The organism is Mucilaginibacter sp. RCC_168 (assembly GCF_041355315.1).
Lineage (GTDB): Bacteria > Bacteroidota > Bacteroidia > Sphingobacteriales > Sphingobacteriaceae > Mucilaginibacter.
On record NZ_JBFUPN010000005.1, the window covers coordinates 173396 to 191905 of the forward strand.

The window sequence follows — 18510 nt, forward strand, 5'->3', positions numbered from 1 at the left end:
TTTTATCGTTTTTCCTGACATTAAACACACAAATCATGGGTTTTTTTGACCAGGAAGCCATATATCTTCAATTGTAAAGGCGCATCAAGCGTATGATGTTGTTTACCTTGCTCTCGTTTGCAACAAGCGCAAAGATTGAATAGAAGCAACCTACCCTTGTCATCCTGAACGCTTGAAGGATCTTCTTCACCATGTATATATCTCCGGCTTATCATCCGAAGAAGATCCTTCGCTGTGCTCTGGATGAAATTTTTTCCTTCCTATCTTGCGATAATATGCAGCCGTGCGGAAACTGCTTTTTTACCCTGTTACGCTTACTTCCTTTCGCCTGGTCCAAAAGTAAATTGCGAAGCAAGCAGATACAGCGGCTATAACCGCCCCAAATTCGTCGGCAAAATACTTGGTTTGCGCGTTAGCAACTGTTATCGGGGTAAAAAAACTTTGAATAAAAAGATTATGGCTGGCATGCAGCATGACTCCGGTCCACAAACTATTTGACTTTAGTCTAAACCAGGCGCAAATAAAACTCATACTTACTACCGCTACCGTAAAGCAAGTTAAGCTGTACCAGAAGGGTGTGCCGCCGTTATAGCTTCCCCATATAATTAAAGGATAATGCCATACAGCCCAGATAAATCCACTGATCAAAGAGGTAGAAGTGAAGCCGCTAATTTTACTGAGTTGAGGCACCAGAAAGCCCCGCCATCCTATCTCTTCGCCAAGTGCCGTAGACATGCTTGCAAAAAAGCCCACGACACCGTTAACCACGAAAAACAACGGAATAAAAACACTGACGGAAAGATCACTCCACCCCAGTGACTGCGCGGCTTCTTTGATGAACTGTTTATTATAGAATCCGCCCCATCCCATCATCCAGATAATGCCATAGCTGATTGCCGCATAGATTAGCGGCACAAAATAAGCCCATACCTGATATTTTGGTTTTCCCCATTGCCACGCCAATCTTGTAAAGTCGAGTTTGAGTATTTTACACGTTAGGTAAGTTGCCAGGGCAGGGCACCACATAATACCGTATCCATATATACGCCCGCCGATCCGGCCTGTACCCTGGTGCAGGGTCAATATCCAAACAATAGCACTGAGCAATAAAGTTAGTAGGAGATATATAAAAATCGACTTCCTGATTTGTGGTTTAGTTTGACTTAATTCCATCCTCAAATATAAATAAGTACGCTAATTAGGAAATAATGGTGATGTCACAATTCCGCTGTTAACAGCAGCGTCCTGCTTGTGGCAAATTGGTTATTGCTAATCTCAGTACCCTTTTTTGGCGCAAGTCATGTATAGCGACTTTGTGGCCAAAGGCTGACTTGTGACTTCTATACCTTGTCGAACCATAGTGGGCAGGCCTCTACGCACGAGTCTTCGACAAGCTCAGACTGACAGGCCTTGACCTCTTAACTCCGATAACTGCTGAAAATAAAGCTACTTGCTTTTCGGGTGTTATGGCAGTTAAAGCATTGTTCTTTTGTGGGATACAGGGCCTTTGTGGTTACACTATCGCTGTACGTAAACTCTTCGTATCCCCAGCCGCCTGTTTCGCTAAACCGCGAGCTGTTTTTAACCATGATGTCTATCAGCTTTCTTTTGCCTTCGTAAATATCCCCATTTTTTTGAGGGATGGATTCCAGTACGTCAAATACAATGATAGCTCCATCGGCAAACCGGCCTGTTTTATAACCATCCAGCGCTTTTGAATTGGCGTAGATATGATGAAACCCAGAATGTGACGCGAAAGCGGGATTATTGACCGCCGTTTTCACATGCGTCCAATTACGATAACCTTCCGGGATCAGGATACCCTCCGGGCTTTTCTTTTCGGCCCGGGTAAATGAATACATCATAATGACTACTAAGCTTAGCAAGCTTACTATAAGTACTTTTTTCATAGGTTTGGGTTTAATTGGCTCTATCAAATCTACAAATATTTGATAATAAACACATTATGCCAATATCACCTTTAAAAAGCATTATAGCGAATTAGGATAACCACAAGCGCTTACGGCATCGGGAGACCTTAACCATCGTCAAATATTCATGATGCTCTTTGTCTCTTCCAAAAAGCGCTCTATCTGCTCGCTTGATTTTAGCACTTGCAACATCATGCTCGCCTGTTGCTGAGTATCAGGTATGCGATAATACAGATGTATTTCTGTACCTGTATACACCGAATTGGTACTTTTACGTATGGTTTGGAAACCGGCAAAATCATTAAATGAGATCGTTTTGTTACCCCACCCTAAAGGGCCTGTTCTTTTAATAACCCCGGCTCCTGTATCAAAAACTATGGAGGAAAAAGCGGCGTGCATAAATCCCAGGCCTATGCCCGCACAAACCACAGTAACCAGTACTTTTTGCAGGATGCTTGCATCTTTCATCCAGGGATTGACCAATTCATGAATACCAAAAGCCAAAAATAAGATGCCAAAAATAATGAGCCCTGTTTTTCTTTTTTTTATGGTGAAGGAGCCACCTGTATGGGTATAATATTTATAGGAGGTAATAGGTTGCGGCGCGCTATCAACTACAGAACCATACTGATCCAGATAGCCGTGTACAACCGGTATTACCTGCTCTGCAAAAGCCTGCGCATTGGTATCGGTTTTTTTAGTGTAACCCGATGAAACGAGGATACCTTTACCATACCTGTTTTTTTTTGAAAACAGCCTGTAATTATAGCCCCCTGTTGTAGTAACTACATTAATGCCAAAAAGCGCGCTCATGGGCATGGTTTTAACGGGGATAAATCCAAAGAGTTTTTTTTGCATAGTACCCCTGGAACCATCAAACTCCACATAGGTATTTCCGAAAGCGAAAAATAACACGGGTATTATGACAAGGAAAATAAAAAAGGGAATGGAAACAGCTGTGTCGCCGTGTACGTTTATTATATAAAGCACCATAATTCCCGCAAAAACAAGGGCTACAACTGCCGCGAGTATGTAAGATACTCGATGGGGATATACAACTACACGATTTGCATCTATGATCCATCGTGTTTTAGTAAGTGATTTAGGAGACATCATCGGTTTAAGTTTTGTATCATCTTAAACATATTTTCAGCTTTTCGGTTTTGGATTTTTTCTGAAAGATCAGCTTTTTTAAATGCTTAGTTTATTCTCCCCTGCTTTAACCGGGTAACTTTTACCTTTCCATACAAACACTCCCGATGTGTTTGGAGGCAGGCTGATCCATACCAACCACTTACTTTTCTCCAACTTGTATTTTACCGATAACTTACCGTTGGGGTGCGGAATTTCACCGCTTACGCTTTTCAGGTCGCCTAAATGGGGCTCTATTTTTACCTGGTTAAAGCCCGGTGCATAGCTATCCACCCCTAATATTGTGCGGTAAAACTCAATATTCGGACTGGCACCCCAGGCGTGGCAATCGGAGCGGTTATGTTCCAGGTCGGATATTTCGGCCCAGGTGGTAAGGCCCATATCGATGTTCTTGCGCCATATATCCAGCCATTGCAGGTAATCGTTTCCAAAACCTCCTTTTATTAAAGCCTGGTGCAGGTAATATTTAAAATAGATAGTGCATTTGGTGATGGAGGTATCGGTAAGCATCTTTTTGCATACTGCCGTTGCATCGGCATTGGCCAGCATACCGGTTAATACCGCCAGCGTATTGGTATGTTGCGAAAACAGTTGCTTGTCCTCCGTATCGGCATATAATTGCCTGCCGGCATCCCAGTATTTATTTTGAATAGTAATTTTTAACTGTGCGGCTTTCGCTTTATACATTTCGGCAAAAGCAGCCATGCCCATTTTAGATTCCATTTCGGCGGCCTGGTTATAAGCCCACATCAGCTGCAGATCCAATACCGCCGAATGCCCTTCCTTGCTTTGCGGGGCCTCGCCAAAGTTCCAGCCTTTATCGCTTACCCAGTCAACAAAAGTCCAGTAAGGCGTATCTTTCAGCGAACCATCGGCTTGTTGATATTTGTTAAAGAAAGCCAGTACAGACCTTACCCCCTCCAGCTTATCTTTTACAAAGGCGCTGTCGGGCCGGTACATCCAGTAATCATGCAGCATACCGATGTACCATAACGAAAAGGTTGAAATGATCTGCGGCGAAAATGACGGATGGCGGCTCAGCGTTACCCCCTCGGCCACTCGCGACTGATCCATCTGGTTGATGGCATTGCGGGCCAGGCGGTCGTCGCCACTGTTATAGTAGGATACCAGGGCTTGTATACGTGTATCACCAACGTATTGCAGCTGCTCGTAGTAGGGGCAATCGGTATAGGTTTCGCCGGCACAAAGGCGGGCGGTGCGCCAGCCAATGTCCAGTATCTTTTGCATTTCGGGCTTGCCGGTTTCCAGTTTAGCGTTCAACTGGAATGGATAACCGGTGAATGTTCCGTAAATATCATCAATAACCAAAGGCTCATCACCGGTTTTAACCTGCAGCTGGACGTAGCGGTAAGTGCGCCAGGCCAGGGTAGTAAATGTTTGACTGGCAGAGCCATCAGAGATGATACTATCCCGCCGACCTGCAAAAACTTTGCCCTCCACATCATTCCGGTTACCTTTAACTATACCATGATCTAAACTGTTGAACATAGATTCGGCATAGGTTAGTTTGATAGCCGTATTTTTCCCTTTGCTAAAATTAAGCGTAACAAAGGCGTTGGTTAAATAAGTTTGATCGAGCAGTAAAGTAGCCGAAACATTGGCGGGTATGGTGACTGTTGTTTTTGCTGATGGAAAAGTTTTTGGAACACTTATTCCCTCTGCTTTGCGAAGCACAGGAATACGCTGGTATTTGAGTTCCATTTGCGGCAGGGACGAGGGGACCAGCATCCAGCCAAAGGCATTCACAGTACCTTTAGGGTTACCAAAGTCGATTTTAATGGCATTTTTCCAGGAGCTGTCGTCAAAGCCAACAGCGTTCCAGTTTTTGATGGCGGCGTTCATATCTACCCATTCGCCCGGACCAGCAACGTAATAAGGATGATAGCCTATACCGGTAAGTGGCCGGTAAGCTTTATCGCGGACGCATTTCCAGGTTTTATCGGTGTTCACTCTTTCTTCGGCAGCGGTATTTCCCTGCATGATGAAACCCGTGCGGAGAGAGATCTGTGCCTCAGGGCGGTAATCGCCCTCGTTCCAGACCAGGGCGGCTATACTGTTGTTGCCCGCCTTAAGGTACGGAGCCAGGTCGACGGTTTCGTAATTCCAGTAATAGGTATCACAACGGGCTGGGCCGAGGGATACCAGCGTTTGGTTTACATAGAGCTTGTACCGGTTATCGGCCGATACATGTATAATAAATGAGGCGGGTTTGGCGCTCAGGTTGATGTTTTTCCGGAAATGATAAACACCGTAATCTTTTGCAGGTTCATCGGGCGCGGTGATCCACACGGCTTTCCAATGGCCGCCATGCAACAGCGATGGAGAAATGGTTTGGGACCAGGCTTTCGCCGTGATCAACAGCCAACAGAGTAACAGGAAGTGCTTTAAAAATAGCTTCATTATAAGGTTTTAATATGGTGTTTACCAACCAGGGAGACGTTATTACTTGTATTGCAAGCTAAAATAGTTAATTGATTTAGCATATACATTATTTATATGAAATGTGATTTTTTTCATAAATCATCTATCTTTAACCTTTTACTAAACCTCTGCCAATGGACATTTTAACCATATGTATACTACTCCTGATTATATTTTTAATAGTAAGCAACAAAACGGATACTAACCGTAAGTTGAGCGATATTGATAATAAATTAGCTGAATTAAAACGTTTAACAGAGGTAATTAAGCTTTATAAGTCGTTTGAAGAGCCCGGCAAAAAAGCGGAGGAAACTAAACCCTCTACTACCGAAACACCACCGGTTGTTAAGGTTGATGAACCGGTAAATATCCCCCAGCCGGAGCCCATTGTACAGCCCAAACCAGAATTTATTAAACCCGATCATGTTGAGCGGCAGTCTGAGGTAATATCTGATAGTCTATCCGCCATTCGCCGACCGGTTAAAACCGGAGATTTTTCTCCGCCAAAATCTAAAGAACCGAAACCGTCCTTTTTTGAAAGCCACCCTGATCTGGAAAAATTCATCGGCGAAAACCTCATCAACAAAATTGGTATTGCCATACTGGTTTTAGCCATTGGCTTTTTTGTAAAATACGCCATTGATAATGATTGGGTAGGCCCGATAGGCCGTGTGGGTATCGGCGTTGTATGCGGGGCTATTTTAATAGGCATTGCCCATCGCTTGCGTAATAGTTATAAAGCGTTTAGTTCGGTACTGGTAGGCGGCGGTTTAGCCGTGTTTTATTTTACTATAACATTGGCTTTTCATCAGTTCAATCTGTTTAGCCAAACGGTTGCCTTCATTATTTTGATCGTGATCACCATTTTCGCTGTACTGCTATCCTTGTTGTATGATAAGCAGGAGCTGGCCGTGATTGCCCTGGTAGGCGGCTTTGCCAGTCCGTTTATGGTAAGCACCGGCCATGCCAATTACGATGCCTTATTTATATACCTGCTGATACTGAATACCGGCTTGCTCATCATCTCGTACTTTAAAGCCTGGCGGGTGCTTAATATCATCAGCTTTGTATTTACGGTTATTGTTTTTGCATCCGTGTTGTACACGCTTACTGCGCCAAGCTATCATATCGGCTTTATTTACGCCAGCATTTTTTATGTGCTGTACTTTATCATCAATGTGGCGCATAACGTTAAGGAAAATAAAAAATTCATCGCTTCTGATTTCACTATCCTGCTCAGTAATACCGCTCTGTATTTCGCGGCCGGCTTATACCTGCTTACGGTGATGAAAGAAGAGCAATTCCGGGGCTTGTTTTGTATAAGCCTGGGTGTGGTGAACCTGGTATTATCCTATCTGCTGTTCCGTAACCGCAAGGTTGATACCAATATATTGTACCTGCTTATTGGCATCACGCTTACCTCTATTTCGCTGGCTGCACCTATACAACTGCATGGCCACAGCATTACTATTTTCTGGGCGTCTGAAACCGTGTTGCTATACTGGCTGTATCAGCGTTCATCTATCCAGTTAATGAAGCTTACCTCTTTACTGCTTTGGGTGGCCATGCTGCTAAGTCTGCTGATGGACTGGTACCAGATATACGTAGACAATAACTTAAACCTTACCATTATTGCCAATAAGGGTTTTATAACTACCCTGGTTGCGGCCATAAGCTCGTACCTGCTATCGGTACTGGTAGGCAAGGAAGAATCGCCGGCAGTAAAAGGGCTAACTGTCGACCGCCATGTTTTCAGCATAACGGCCCTTGCGCTTTTATTTTTAAGTGGCTTATTTGAGGTTAACCATCAGTTTGTAAATCATTTCCCCTATACCTCACTTAATATATTATACATGATGCTGTACACGCCCGTGTTTGTGTATACGTATTACCTGGTATCGTTAAAAGTAAAAGCCCTCCATTTTAATGAAAAAATAAGGCTGGCCATACTCATGATATGTGTTACGGTTTACCTGGTCTTAACTCCCGAATTTTTCGCCTTGCAACGCCTCATACTGGAACAGCAAAAGATACCTGCCGGACATTTCATGGCGCATTGGATAGCGGCCATTTTTGTTGGCTTGCTATTTTACCGCATCATTCGCCTCAGTCAGAAAAATCTGGATTCGGGTATGAAAGTGTTCTTCACCTGGCTTATCAGCGCGGCAGTAGTATTGTTTTTAAGTTTGGAGATAAGTCTGCTCAGTAATTTGTTGTTTTATGGCAATAACCATTCTATCAATCGTATCGAAACAGTTTACATTAAAACCGGGTTGCCTATTTTGTGGGGACTGTTATCCTTTGCCCTCATGTGGCTGGGGATGCGCCATAAGTTAAGGGTGATGAGGATAGTATCATTAAGCCTGTTTTCGTTAACGTTGCTTAAATTATTCTTGTTCGATATTAATAACATACCGGTGGCCGGCAAAATAGCGGCGTTCTTTTGCCTGGGCATCATACTGCTGATAATATCGTTCATGTACCAAAAGGTTAAAAAAATTATTGTTGATGATGAAGCCAAACCTAAGGATGAATAAAATATTAACCGTCACAGCGCTATTTTGCGGACTGGTGCTATCGGCATCCGCACAACAAAACTTCAAATACCAGGCTGCCCTTCCAAAAGTTGATAGTACCGGTTTTTACCGGATCACTTTACAGCCCGCTTTTGTAGCCAAAGCCAAAGCCGATCTGTCAGATGTCCGGATAGTTGATGCCAAAGGTAATTTTATACCTTATATACAGGCGGGCAGCCTGCCCCAGCGGAATCAGAAGAGCTTTGTGCTATTTAACCAGATTGACGCGAGGTTGAGTACCGATACCGGCACCACTTTTATTGTAGAAAATAAAACAGGCCTGGCGCTCGACCGTCTATGGATAAAGCTGCAAAACACAGCCGTACAGCGCAAAGTAAATTTAGTTGGCAGCGACGATCTGAAACAATGGTTCGCTATTCAGGAAGAGATCCCTTTGCAGGAAGCGGTGGTAAACAGCGAGGGCACTTATATGCAATCGCTCTCGTTCCCGGCAAGCAATTACAGGTACTTTAAATTGCTGGTAAACGATAAGAACAAAGCACCCATCAAATTTTTACAAGCTGGCATATATACGGAGTATGCAGCTACCTTAAACTATGCGCCAATTTCGCCGGTTCAGTTAACCCGTGTGGATAGCAATAAAACCAGCTACATTACCCTAAAGCTAAACGACAATTACCAGGTTAACAAACTGCATTTAAACATAACCGCTCCGAAATATTTTAAGCGTGATGTATCTGTTTACCAGGTTATCGGCCGCGATAAGCAACTCCTTAGCGAGGCCGAACTAAACTCCGCCAAAGGCACCGACCTGCTGATTGCCGCTAAGTCTAATCAGTTGATCATACAAATAAACAATGGCGATAATCTGCCTTTAACCATTAGCAGCATAGATGCTTACCAATCGGCCGAGTCGCTGATCAGCTACCTGGATGATAAACAAAGCTACCGTTTGCTGACCGGCGATCAATCGGTACAGGCGCCAGAATACGACCTTAAATTTTTTGCAGACAGCATCCGTGACAATACTCCGCAAATCAACCATGAAACGGTTAGCCAAAACGCTGCCTATCAAACCAAACAACCTGCCAAAGCCGGTCGTGATTATACGGTGTTCATTTGGATAGCTATTGTGGTAGCAGCAGGTTTACTGCTGTTTTTAACCTTGAAGATGACCAAGGAGGTGAAGAAAAAAGCGGAAGAATGATTGGTAGTCTGAAGACTACGGACATAGTCGTCCGAAGTCTGAGACTTCGGACAGCGTGAGGATAAGTAATTAAAATTTATATGAATAATCGCGTAGTTAAAAAGCTTGAGTCGGTTGGAGGAATTGAAAGGAATCTCTTTTGTTCCTACGGTAGACAACAGAGGGAGGATTCATTTCTAAATATAGAAACAATATTTAATTCGCCCTTGCCGCAATCTTATAAAGATTTTTATATAAAAGTAGGTGCATTTTCTTTTTTAGAACTTGTTTGTGCAAAATGTATTGATGCAAATCGAGTTATGGTGAAGGGAAATAAAGTAAACGTTGGTGATTTTTATTGTATTATCGGAAATGGTAAATCGTCAACAGATAAAGCTCTGTCAACTTTTCAAGAACAATTACCCGCTGGACTGTTACCAATTTGCGATGGTGAACTTGGAGACATTATATGTATAAGCCTTCGAAAGGCAGATTATGAATATATTTATTACCTCCACCACGAAAGCCCACCGGGTAACGATTTATTTTTAGTAGCAAAAAGTTTTGAAGACCTTATAATGAGTTTAGAGATTTATAAAGAAGCGAGCGGTGACGATGATTTGGTAAAAAAAATGAAAATGGAATTGAGCCCTCAAATGATAGATCTTCTAAAGAAGTCAGGGTACGGGCCTAAAGAATAGACTATTTGATTCACTATTTATGAATCCCTAAAATCCCCTCCCGCGCGATTACCAAGGGCTGAAAGCCCGTGGCAGCGGGGAAAAAAGCGGAAGAATGACCGGTAGTCTGAAGACTACGGGCATAGTCGTCCGAAGTCTGAGACTTCGGACAGCGCGGGATGGCCTCTACGCTATTGCTGTTGTCACTCTCTCACCCCTTTATACTCAAAATATCATGCACCGCGTATTCCGCTTTTTCATATTGAAAGGTAAAGCCGGAATCGAGCAGGCGTTTGGGTTTTACCCAGCGGCTTTTTAATATCAGCTCGGGTTCGGTGCCAATCACTATGGCTCCGATATCCAACAGCCATTCGGGTGCAGGCAGACCAAATGGCATGCCATAGCTTTTGCGTATGGTTTGCATCATATCCGCATTTTTTATGGCGGCAGGCGCGGTGCAGTTAACCACTCCTTCAATTTCGGGATGATCAAGCAACCATTGTGTGCTGCGCGCCACATCCTGTTCATGCACCCAGGCAATATATTGTTTACCGGTACCTTGTTTGCCCCCAAGCCCGAACCTGACCAGGTTAAGTAAACGCGGGAAAACACTATCGCTGCGACCCAACACAATACCCATGCGCAAAGCCACCTTACGGGTATGCGGTGTTTCGCTTTTCAGAAAAACCTCCTCCCATATTTTACATACATCTATAGAAAAACCATAGCCCACTTCACCGGTTTCCTCATCCTGCGGATGGTCTTCTGCATAACGGTATATCGTAGCAGAGGTTACGTTGATCCACAATTTTGGTGGATTGCTCATTTTATGTATGGCATGACCAAGCAATTCGGTAGGCAAAACTCTGGAGGTGATGATCTCGGCTTTGTTTTTTTCGGTATAACGGCAGTTTACATTTTTACCACAAAGGTTTATCAGCATATCGGCACCGGAAAGTTGTACCGTCCAGCCGTTTTCGGCCTTACCATCCCAAACTACCGTACGGATGTTATCGATCGTTTTAGCCTGTTTACGGGCCAGTATGATCACTTCATTTGCCTTGTCTTTATAATAATTCGCCAATACGGTACCCAAATAACCGTTACCACCGGCGAGTACAATTTTTTTATAGGTTTTCATTAGTTCAGGTTTAAGATCAGTGCCAACAAAATAATACGGTATGCAACCCAGGTAATGGTCAATGTCCAACCCAGGTTTAATAACTTAGTTCTGCGGATGTGCTCCAGAAACATTAATCCGGCCACCCCCATAAAATACAAGGCATACACCTCAGACCCAAATTGAAGCCAATGGTTTATTGCCATCGGAATTAAAAGCAGCAAACCGCCTGCCAAAGATATCGTCATCATGTTGCCCAAATAGGTCCAGGTTTGCCGGCGATCCCAAAAGCTCATCACCGCTCCCTGAAAAATGATCTGTCCGCCGCATATCATATACTCGCGGTAAGCATTACCCAGGGGTATCATCGGGCTCAGTAAATGCGCGTAGGCGGTAAGCGTGTAGCCCACAATAAACCAGGTGAACAGCAAATAAGCTATCCGGTAGTGCAGTTTAAACGTCGGCTGATATGCAAAGCCGTCGCTACTTTTAGCCGGTGGGATAATAACCCGGCGGTTATATGATACAAAAGCGTAAAGCTTACTCATGAGCCATACAAACGGCTTAAATGTAAACAGCGGCGCGAATACCGGCCAGGTATTGCCTATAATTTTAAACAGGCTTTTGATACCATAAGTAACTTCGCCGGTTTTAAGGTTGACGAGGGCAATTTCATCGGCAGCACGCTGATGGTCGTACACCGGGCAGCTATTTTCGGCTACATGCTGGTAGGCCTGCCGGCCATCACCGGCCAGCATACCGGTTTTAACAAAAGCCTGGGTATATATACTGCACATGGGGCATTCGGCATCAAAAAGTACCACATGATCATTTAGCGTTTTCATACTGCTATAATTTTATGTTCAGAGACGATTCAATAACACAAAATTACTATTTATTTTGAATTTTCAATAATTATTGAAAATATAATTAAAATAATCATTTCTTCAATTTCTCTTCCTTCCTCACGCTGTATCCTCATCTTGGTTATGTCTTATTAAGGCTCTTCGTTTGTTAACAGGAAAACGCGGGGTGGAGGGACCTAATTAATGAATTATTGATTTAGTGATTTTTTCAGAACCTCAATTAAAGGAATTTCAGAATTACCACGATTTAATTACTGGGTTAGTGAATTACAGAGTTGACATTATAAGGATTTCTTTTCCGTCAGCAGAACGGCCTTATTAATTATTGAGTTGATTTTCTTGATGCTAATAATGGCGTTGCCTCCGGCTCGCGCTATCCACTCATACGCGCCACAAGGCATTAGCCACAGGCCGGTATCGCTGCTATCGCTAACGCGGGTTAATTATTGAATTAGTGAGTTAATAAATTAGTGATTTCTGAACCTTGATTTTCGGATTAAAGGATTACCATGATTTATTTTCCCCGTCAGCATAAGCTTCGGCCGAAAGCGGGCAGAACAATGATGGACCGTGCGAATGCGGGGCATAGCAAGTTTTTGCTGAAGCATAGGGAAATGTGCGAACAAAGTGGGGCAAAATAATTGCAACCCTGGTTCTGTCCGCTTTGCAGGGCAAAGGTCTTGTGCGGTAAAGAAGCCTCTCTGCTGAAAGTCGTTATTCGCAGTTATCTATTTTATTAGTGCTCATTATCTCACTACGTTCGGTCTGGTTACTTTGTGGCTACAAAGTAACTGGCCCTCCCGCGGCCAAGAGCGGGTATACTCTCTGCATGGGCACCGGAATAAGTTGTTTTTGAGTATACAACCAACGGGAAAGCTTGTTGAAGAATAGGTCCTTCGCTCCGCTCAGGATGACAAATCTAAACTTCGCACTTACAGTGTTTTTATTCCCCTCCTCTTGCAATTCCAAACAATCTTATTAACTTTGAAAATCAAAGCACTTTCAATGGAAGAAAAAGACGTTCACGCCGAGCTCAGCTCCATCCGCGACCTGATGGAGCGTTCGGCCAAGTTCATTTCGCTTAGCGGCCTGTCGGGCATTATGGCAGGTATTTATGCCCTTATTGGCGCGGGAATTGGTTACAACCTGCTTAAAACCGGTGATTACGAACGCGATAATATCGTATCTATCGCCGAGTTATTTTTGGTGGCTTTCGCTGTTTTGATTCTTTCTATTGGCACAGGTATTTGGCTATCCTACAGAAAAGCCCGCAAAACCAATCAGCCGTTCTGGGGTACAGGCAGTAAAAGATTGTTAATCAATATGGCTATTCCATTGATAAGTGGTGGCCTGTTTACTTTTATTCTCATTTATCATGGTCATTATGGTATTGTTGCTCCGGCCACGCTCATATTTTATGGCCTGGCTTTGGTTGCCGGCAGTCATTATACCTATTCGGGTGTAAAGAGTTTGGGGATCATTGAGATTTTATTAGGTTTGCTCGCCGCGCTGATACCGGGGTATGGCCTGCTGCTTTGGACTATTGGTTTTGGCGTGCTGCATATTATTTACGGCACTGTAATGCACTTTAAATACGATTCGTGAAAATTTCGTTAGATCAGTTTGATAAAGCATTTGAAAACCGCATACGCCTGCAGATCATGAGTGTATTGGTTGCTAATGAAAGCTACGACTTTAATTCGCTTAAGGAGTTGTTGGACCTTACCGATGGTAACCTGGCCTCGCACCTGAAAGCGCTGGAAAAGGAAGCCTATATGGAGGTACAAAAAAGCTTTATTGGCCGTAAACCTAACACCCGCTACTCCGTTACCGAAAAAGGCCGTACCGCCTTTAAAAAACACTTGCAGGCGCTGGAAAACCTGATTAAACAGCAAAAGTTATAACTTTATTTTCCGCTCACTTCTTTCAGCATAAAATCCAAAGCCGCCTTATCGGGCAGCGTAGTTGCCGCTGGCTTTTCGCTCAGTATCATGATCTGGTTACTATGTGTATTATAGGTGGGCCACGCGGGCAGGCCCTTACCATTTGGGTTGCCCGTTTTGGCGAAGTTCACCCAGTAATTTGATATGATAGAGGCCAGCTGATGATCAACGGGTTGCCATGGGCGGTTTAAAAATTGAAGGTTATCATAGGCGTAGGCCACTTCACCGGAATGGAAAGCTCTATACTTTACAAAATCGGCTGTGGCGGGCAGGCGGCGGGTAAAGCGATAAACATATACTTTTGCCTTGCCCTTTTCACTTTGCACATTGGCCCAGGTATAATTTTGTGTTCCAAACAGCCGGTCGCGGTTTATCCTGATCTGCGAGGTTGTCGCATCGGCGTCAGTATTCGCAGGGTAAAGCTGTATAAAAGCATTTGACCGGATTCCGTATTGTTCCAATACTTCTGCCCTGTAATCTGCTGCGTTTTTGAGTTTGCCTACAAATGCATCGTCCTCGTTCCAACCGGTGAGCAGCGGTACGTCGTTCTGCTTACTTTCGGCAAAAATCCGCGCTATACTTTGAGGTAATACATAACCATCAACAATGGGATGATTTTGCTGACCTTTACCCACCAGTTCGGCTGCCGGTTTTGCCCTTAATTCGGCAATGGAATTAGCACCCAATGCCTGCGCTGTTTTTACACCATTAGCTTCAGCTCCAGCCAGTTCAGAGTCTTCCTGACCGATAAAACCAGCGCCGCTCTCGGCAATAGCTTTTTGAAAAAGGCCTTTTCCTAAGGGGGAGGCCACCAGGTAATTGACACTTATGGAACCGGCAGATTGTCCGGCAATGGTAACATTATCCGGATCACCGCCAAACGCTTTGATGTTCTGTTTGATCCATTTTAAGGCCGCCAGCTGATCCATCAAGCCATAATTTCCGGATGCATTATGACCAGATTCTTTACTCAGTTCCGGATGGGCCAAAAACCCAAATATGCCAACACGGTAATTGATCACCACAAACACCACCCCTTTTTTCGCAGTGGCCTCGCCGTCATAAATGGGTACGGCTGCACCTCCCGTCGAAAAGCCGCCACCATAGATATAAACCAATACTGGTCGTTTTTCTGCAGATGACCCGGCTCCTGTCCATATATTTAAGTACAGGCAATCCTCGCTGATGGGCTCATCCGGGATCAAAAACTCATGCGTGTAAACACCAAACTCGCGAGGCTTAGGCTGCATGGGGCTGGCCGAAAAGGCAGTACATTGTTTCACACCTTCCCATGATTTTGCCGGCTGTGGTGCTTTCCACCGCAAATCGCCAACCGGCGGGGCAGCGAAGGGGATCCCTTTAAATACATGCACATCTCCTGCAACATTGGTACTGCCCGAAAAGAGCCCTGCATCGGTTTTAACTATGGCCAGATCGGCTTTTTGAGCCTTGACTAAAGTGCAGTACAACAACATTACAGATAATAACAAGCAGTTTTTCATAATCATATTTTAAGGGTTACCATTAGCTAATTTATGGTTTTACACCCGGTCTTTTTATATTTATCCGTACAAGCATTATAAATATTCATTTTATAAACTTGTCGCAAACTACCCTGTAAAAAGTCTTTTTTGCCCGTTTTACGGTTGACATTTAGCCTTTATTTTTACTCATCCAAACTAATCATTATGAAAGTAGTAAGAGTACAATACACCACCACGCCTGAATTTGCACCGATTAACCAGGCAAACATTGCCGGTATTGTAAAGGAATTAAAAGAACTTAACCACCCAGGAATTAAATACGGCTGCTGGTTGCTGCCCGATGGAAAAACATTTATGCACTTTGACCAATTTGAAAACGAAGCTGCTCATGAGCTGCTGACATCTTTAGCATCGTTCAAAAAATTTGATGCCGGGCTTTGGGCCAGCGGCCTTGAAGTTGAACCAGTGCTCGAGCTGCTTTCCCCGGTTGCATCTACCGAAGAATTTTGGGGATAAAATAAAGTTTCCTGCAAAGGCACCTTTGTTTGAAAGAAATAAAAGGATCGTCATTTCGAACGGGGCACGAGGAGAAATCTTTTGCAATTTGCAATTGAAACCCTGCACTACGCAGAAGATTTCTCCTCACCCACCACTTTTTTCCATCGCTGTTTATCGAAATGACATGGAGCATTCTAACTAAGGCTTTACACCCCCTTTTTTATACTTCGCCGTACGGGCGTCATTGATAACGCCTTTCCAGTTCAAACCAAAACCAAAATCGTAGGTGTTACCCTGTTCGTCCACATAGCACTTCATATCATGAGGTACATCTTCAAACTGTTTTTCAACGGTGTGCATATCAGCGGGCATTTGCAGCGGTAACAACGCTGATGGCTCGCTGCTACCCGTTAGTATGTCTAATGTCGCTTGTCCCTGTACGCCAAAATCAACCACAATGGCATTGGCATTTTTTTCGAACTCCGAAAACACCATAGGGTTAGCCATATTAACCGAAACAATCACCGGCTTGCCTTTCATTTTGGTATAAGTGTCATTTACCATAGCCAGATCAGTCACATTGATAGCTGTTGCCGATTTATCTTTATAGGTACGATTGGTAAATTTTTCCAGCGGATCGCCGCCGGCTATACTGGTCGCGCGGGCATCGGTCGCAGTATATTTTTGATATTGCAAGCTTACCGGCACATAGCCGTTGCCGCCATTTTTGGCATCGTCGCTATTATAACCACCGCCACTATTAGGGCTATTGATAAACACCAGGGCGTAATCGGCTTCATCCGGGTTTTCGGTCACCTTAAAATATTTTTTTACCGTTTCTATATTTATCGGGTATTCCAGCTTTTCTGGGGTTTGCATACCCAGGAAATTTTTGCCTGCCGGGGTAAATTGTTTGGGCACATATACCGTTTTGTTTTTGGTAAGCGGTAACACATTCCCCTTGTTTTTCAGCAGTACAACAGATTTCAATTGCGCCTGGTAACCGGCATTCATAAAATCGGGATTACCGACGATACTTTTTGATGCCTGCGGATCGAGGTATGGATTTTCAAAAAGTCCCGTCCTGAACAGGTTACGCAGTAAGCGTACTGCCGACTGCTCAAACCTTGCCCGCATAAAGGTTTCGCCATGCTCTTTTACACCCATCTGGTATGCGGCTACCACTGGCGCCACTTCGTTGTTACCACCAAACTGGTCCACACCGGCCATCAATACTTTATAATGCCGCTGCGCCACCGAAAGTCCTTCCACACCCCATGATTTGCCCGACAAAAACTGATCGACCGCGGTTTCATCGCCGGTCACCAGCCAATCGGTACATACCACGCCATCAAAATGATATTTCTTGCGGAGCAGGTCGTTAATAATATAGGAGTTATAGTTATTGGCAACATTCTCTTTATTCTTTACATCCTGGTTAAAGGATATGGTATAGTAAGGCATTACCGATGCGGCCATACCGGTTTTACCCTTCAGCTTAAAAGCACCTTCGGTAAAGGGGATCAGGTGTTGCTTAAAATTGTTGCCCGGATAAACCGCATACTTGCCATAGCCATAATGCGCGTCGCGACCGCCTTCACCGGCACCACCACCAGGCCAGTGTTTTACCATGGCATTTACGCTGCCGTATCCCCAACCGCCAGTAATTTCCTTATCGCCAATGGAAGTTTGAAAGCCATCTATATACGCACGCGCCATATCCGCCGAGAGCTGCGGATCTTCACCAAAAGTACCGCTCACCCGCCACCAGCGCGGATCGGTAGCGATATCTACCTGCGGCGACAGCGCTGTAGCAATGCCCAAAGCCCGGTATTCCAGGGCAGCGATATGACCAAAATCTTCCACCACTTTGGGATCAAATGTAGCAGCGAATCCTAATGAACCCGGCCACATCGAGATCGATCCACCAGCACCTGCGTTAAACTCGGCAGTAGCCACAGTACCATGTCGCGGGTCGGAGCTGTTATTGTTGGGAATACCCAATCCTAAACCCTCCACAAAGGCCTGTGCGTTATTATTCCATTGCGCGGCCACCTCCGGGCTTTGTACCGAAGTAATGAGCACATGCCGTACATTATCTTTTTCCAGGAATTGCTTTTGCTGATCAGACAGATCATAAGGCTTGGCGCCGCTTTCGGCAAATACCTTACCGCCATAGGTTCCTGCGAAAGGCCCGGCAGGAGCGGCAGGTATGGGCTGATGTTTACTGTATAACATTAAACCGGCAATTTGCTCAACGCTCATTTTTGACGCCAGATCATTCGCCCGTACATCAACCGGCAGGCGCCAGTCTTCATATTTATCCAGCTTACCGTTCTTATTCAGATCTTTAAAGGCCAGGCCGTCCACTGTTAATATTTTTACGCCCGATGTGGTGGAATAGCCCAGGTTCTGCCCGCCCGTATTAGTTACCCAAACAACGTCGCCCGATTTCTTTTCTGTCCATTTGGTTTGACCAATCGCTACGGTTGCAGGCAGCAGACCCAATAAGGCTATGAATTTAAATTGATTCATCATGGAGTTAAATAGTTTATAGGAGATTAATTTAAAAATACTGCGCTATCCGATCCTCTGACTTCGGATAGTGCAGTGTTGCAATGGCGGTTTCTTATCTCTTGATTCTAACTTCTTGACTCTATAAAACTTACAG

At 44.3% G+C, this 18510-nt stretch carries 14 protein-coding genes; 6 read left to right on the plus strand and 8 right to left on the minus strand.

Annotation, left to right across the window (positions count from 1 at the left end; translation table 11 throughout):
• Positions 1 to 300: 300 nt before the first annotated feature.
• The 4 genes from AB6735_RS06075 to AB6735_RS06090 form a co-directional block, all read right to left on the minus strand.
• Positions 301 to 1107, minus strand: a complete 807-nt coding sequence (locus AB6735_RS06075) for a lysostaphin resistance A-like protein (protein ID WP_370994965.1) — start codon at positions 1105 to 1107, stop codon at positions 301 to 303.
• A gap of 311 nt (positions 1108 to 1418) precedes the next feature.
• On the minus strand, positions 1419 to 1910 hold the full coding sequence (locus AB6735_RS06080) for a cytochrome P460 family protein (protein ID WP_370994966.1): 492 nt from the start codon (positions 1908 to 1910) through the stop codon (positions 1419 to 1421).
• Positions 1911 to 2048: 138 nt separating this feature from the next.
• Positions 2049 to 3047 (minus strand): hypothetical protein, encoded by a 999-nt coding sequence (locus AB6735_RS06085; RefSeq protein WP_370994967.1) that lies wholly within the window; start codon positions 3045 to 3047, stop codon positions 2049 to 2051.
• A gap of 75 nt (positions 3048 to 3122) precedes the next feature.
• The gene (locus AB6735_RS06090; protein WP_370994968.1) at positions 3123 to 5504 is read right to left on the minus strand and encodes an alpha-L-rhamnosidase C-terminal domain-containing protein; all 2382 of its coding nucleotides are present in this window, start codon (positions 5502 to 5504) and stop codon (positions 3123 to 3125) included.
• 155 nt (positions 5505 to 5659) lie between these two features.
• On the opposite strand from AB6735_RS06090, the gene AB6735_RS06095 reads away from it, so the two are divergent.
• The 3 genes from AB6735_RS06095 (at position 5660) to AB6735_RS06105 (ending at position 9949) form a co-directional block, all read left to right on the plus strand.
• Entirely contained in the window at positions 5660 to 8062 is a 2403-nt protein-coding gene (locus AB6735_RS06095; protein WP_370994969.1) for a DUF2339 domain-containing protein, read from the plus strand.
• Complete coding sequence (locus AB6735_RS06100; protein WP_370994970.1) at positions 8055 to 9269, plus strand: hypothetical protein; 1215 nt, start codon at positions 8055 to 8057, stop codon at positions 9267 to 9269. Before AB6735_RS06095 ends, AB6735_RS06100 begins: the two co-directional genes overlap by 8 nt.
• Before the next feature lie 80 nt (positions 9270 to 9349).
• Positions 9350 to 9949: an SMI1/KNR4 family protein gene (locus AB6735_RS06105; protein WP_370994971.1), complete on the plus strand. Its 600-nt coding sequence runs from the start codon at positions 9350 to 9352 to the stop codon at positions 9947 to 9949.
• Between the two features lie 190 nt (positions 9950 to 10139).
• Here the strand turns inward: AB6735_RS06105 and AB6735_RS06110 are convergent, their stop codons facing one another.
• Both AB6735_RS06110 and AB6735_RS06115 read right to left on the minus strand, forming a co-directional pair.
• Positions 10140 to 11069: a TIGR01777 family oxidoreductase gene (locus tag AB6735_RS06110; protein ID WP_370994972.1), complete on the minus strand. Its 930-nt coding sequence runs from the start codon at positions 11067 to 11069 to the stop codon at positions 10140 to 10142.
• Positions 11069 to 11893 carry a DUF393 domain-containing protein gene (locus tag AB6735_RS06115; RefSeq protein ID WP_370994973.1) on the minus strand — a complete coding sequence of 275 codons (825 nt, stop codon included), beginning with the start codon at positions 11891 to 11893 and terminating at the stop codon, positions 11069 to 11071. Before AB6735_RS06115 ends, AB6735_RS06110 begins: the two co-directional genes overlap by 1 nt.
• Positions 11894 to 12898: 1005 nt before the next feature.
• On the opposite strand from AB6735_RS06115, the gene AB6735_RS06120 reads away from it, so the two are divergent.
• Complete coding sequence (locus AB6735_RS06120) at positions 12899 to 13519, plus strand: hypothetical protein (protein ID WP_370994974.1); 621 nt, start codon at positions 12899 to 12901, stop codon at positions 13517 to 13519.
• Positions 13516 to 13818 carry a winged helix-turn-helix domain-containing protein gene (locus tag AB6735_RS06125; RefSeq protein WP_370994975.1) on the plus strand — a complete coding sequence of 101 codons (303 nt, stop codon included), beginning with the start codon at positions 13516 to 13518 and terminating at the stop codon, positions 13816 to 13818. Before AB6735_RS06120 ends, AB6735_RS06125 begins: the two co-directional genes overlap by 4 nt.
• Before the next feature lie 2 nt (positions 13819 to 13820).
• Here AB6735_RS06125 and AB6735_RS06130 read toward each other — a convergent pair whose 3' ends face one another.
• Positions 13821 to 15359 (minus strand): carboxylesterase/lipase family protein, encoded by a 1539-nt coding sequence (locus tag AB6735_RS06130; RefSeq protein WP_370994976.1) that lies wholly within the window; start codon positions 15357 to 15359, stop codon positions 13821 to 13823.
• A 186-nt stretch (positions 15360 to 15545) separates the two neighbouring features.
• Here AB6735_RS06130 and AB6735_RS06135 point away from each other — a divergent pair, with 186 nt between their 5' ends.
• The gene (locus AB6735_RS06135; RefSeq protein ID WP_370994977.1) at positions 15546 to 15857 is read left to right on the plus strand and encodes a hypothetical protein; all 312 of its coding nucleotides are present in this window, start codon (positions 15546 to 15548) and stop codon (positions 15855 to 15857) included.
• Positions 15858 to 16037: 180 nt separating this feature from the next.
• Here AB6735_RS06135 and AB6735_RS06140 read toward each other — a convergent pair whose 3' ends face one another.
• Complete coding sequence (locus AB6735_RS06140; protein WP_370994978.1) at positions 16038 to 18377, minus strand: glycoside hydrolase family 3 N-terminal domain-containing protein; 2340 nt, start codon at positions 18375 to 18377, stop codon at positions 16038 to 16040.
• Positions 18378 to 18510 lie beyond the last annotated feature (133 nt).

Excerpts from the sequence above, each read along its gene's own strand:
- AB6735_RS06080 (WP_370994966.1), bottom strand. The coding sequence starts at position 1,910 with ATGAAAAAAGTACTTATAGTAAGCTTGCTAAGCTTAGTAGTCATTATG.
- AB6735_RS06085 (WP_370994967.1), bottom strand. The coding sequence starts at position 3,047 with ATGATGTCTCCTAAATCACTTACTAAAACACGATGGATCATAGATGCA.
- AB6735_RS06090 (WP_370994968.1), bottom strand. The coding sequence starts at position 5,504 with ATGAAGCTATTTTTAAAGCACTTCCTGTTACTCTGTTGGCTGTTGATC.
- AB6735_RS06095 (WP_370994969.1), top strand. The coding sequence starts at position 5,660 with ATGGACATTTTAACCATATGTATACTACTCCTGATTATATTTTTAATA.
- AB6735_RS06100 (WP_370994970.1), top strand. The coding sequence starts at position 8,055 with ATGAATAAAATATTAACCGTCACAGCGCTATTTTGCGGACTGGTGCTA.
- AB6735_RS06105 (WP_370994971.1), top strand. The coding sequence starts at position 9,350 with ATGAATAATCGCGTAGTTAAAAAGCTTGAGTCGGTTGGAGGAATTGAA.
- AB6735_RS06110 (WP_370994972.1), bottom strand. The coding sequence starts at position 11,069 with ATGAAAACCTATAAAAAAATTGTACTCGCCGGTGGTAACGGTTATTTG.
- AB6735_RS06115 (WP_370994973.1), bottom strand. The coding sequence starts at position 11,893 with ATGAAAACGCTAAATGATCATGTGGTACTTTTTGATGCCGAATGCCCC.
- AB6735_RS06130 (WP_370994976.1), bottom strand. The coding sequence starts at position 15,359 with ATGAAAAACTGCTTGTTATTATCTGTAATGTTGTTGTACTGCACTTTA.
- AB6735_RS06135 (WP_370994977.1), top strand. The coding sequence starts at position 15,546 with ATGAAAGTAGTAAGAGTACAATACACCACCACGCCTGAATTTGCACCG.
- AB6735_RS06140 (WP_370994978.1), bottom strand. The coding sequence starts at position 18,377 with ATGATGAATCAATTTAAATTCATAGCCTTATTGGGTCTGCTGCCTGCA.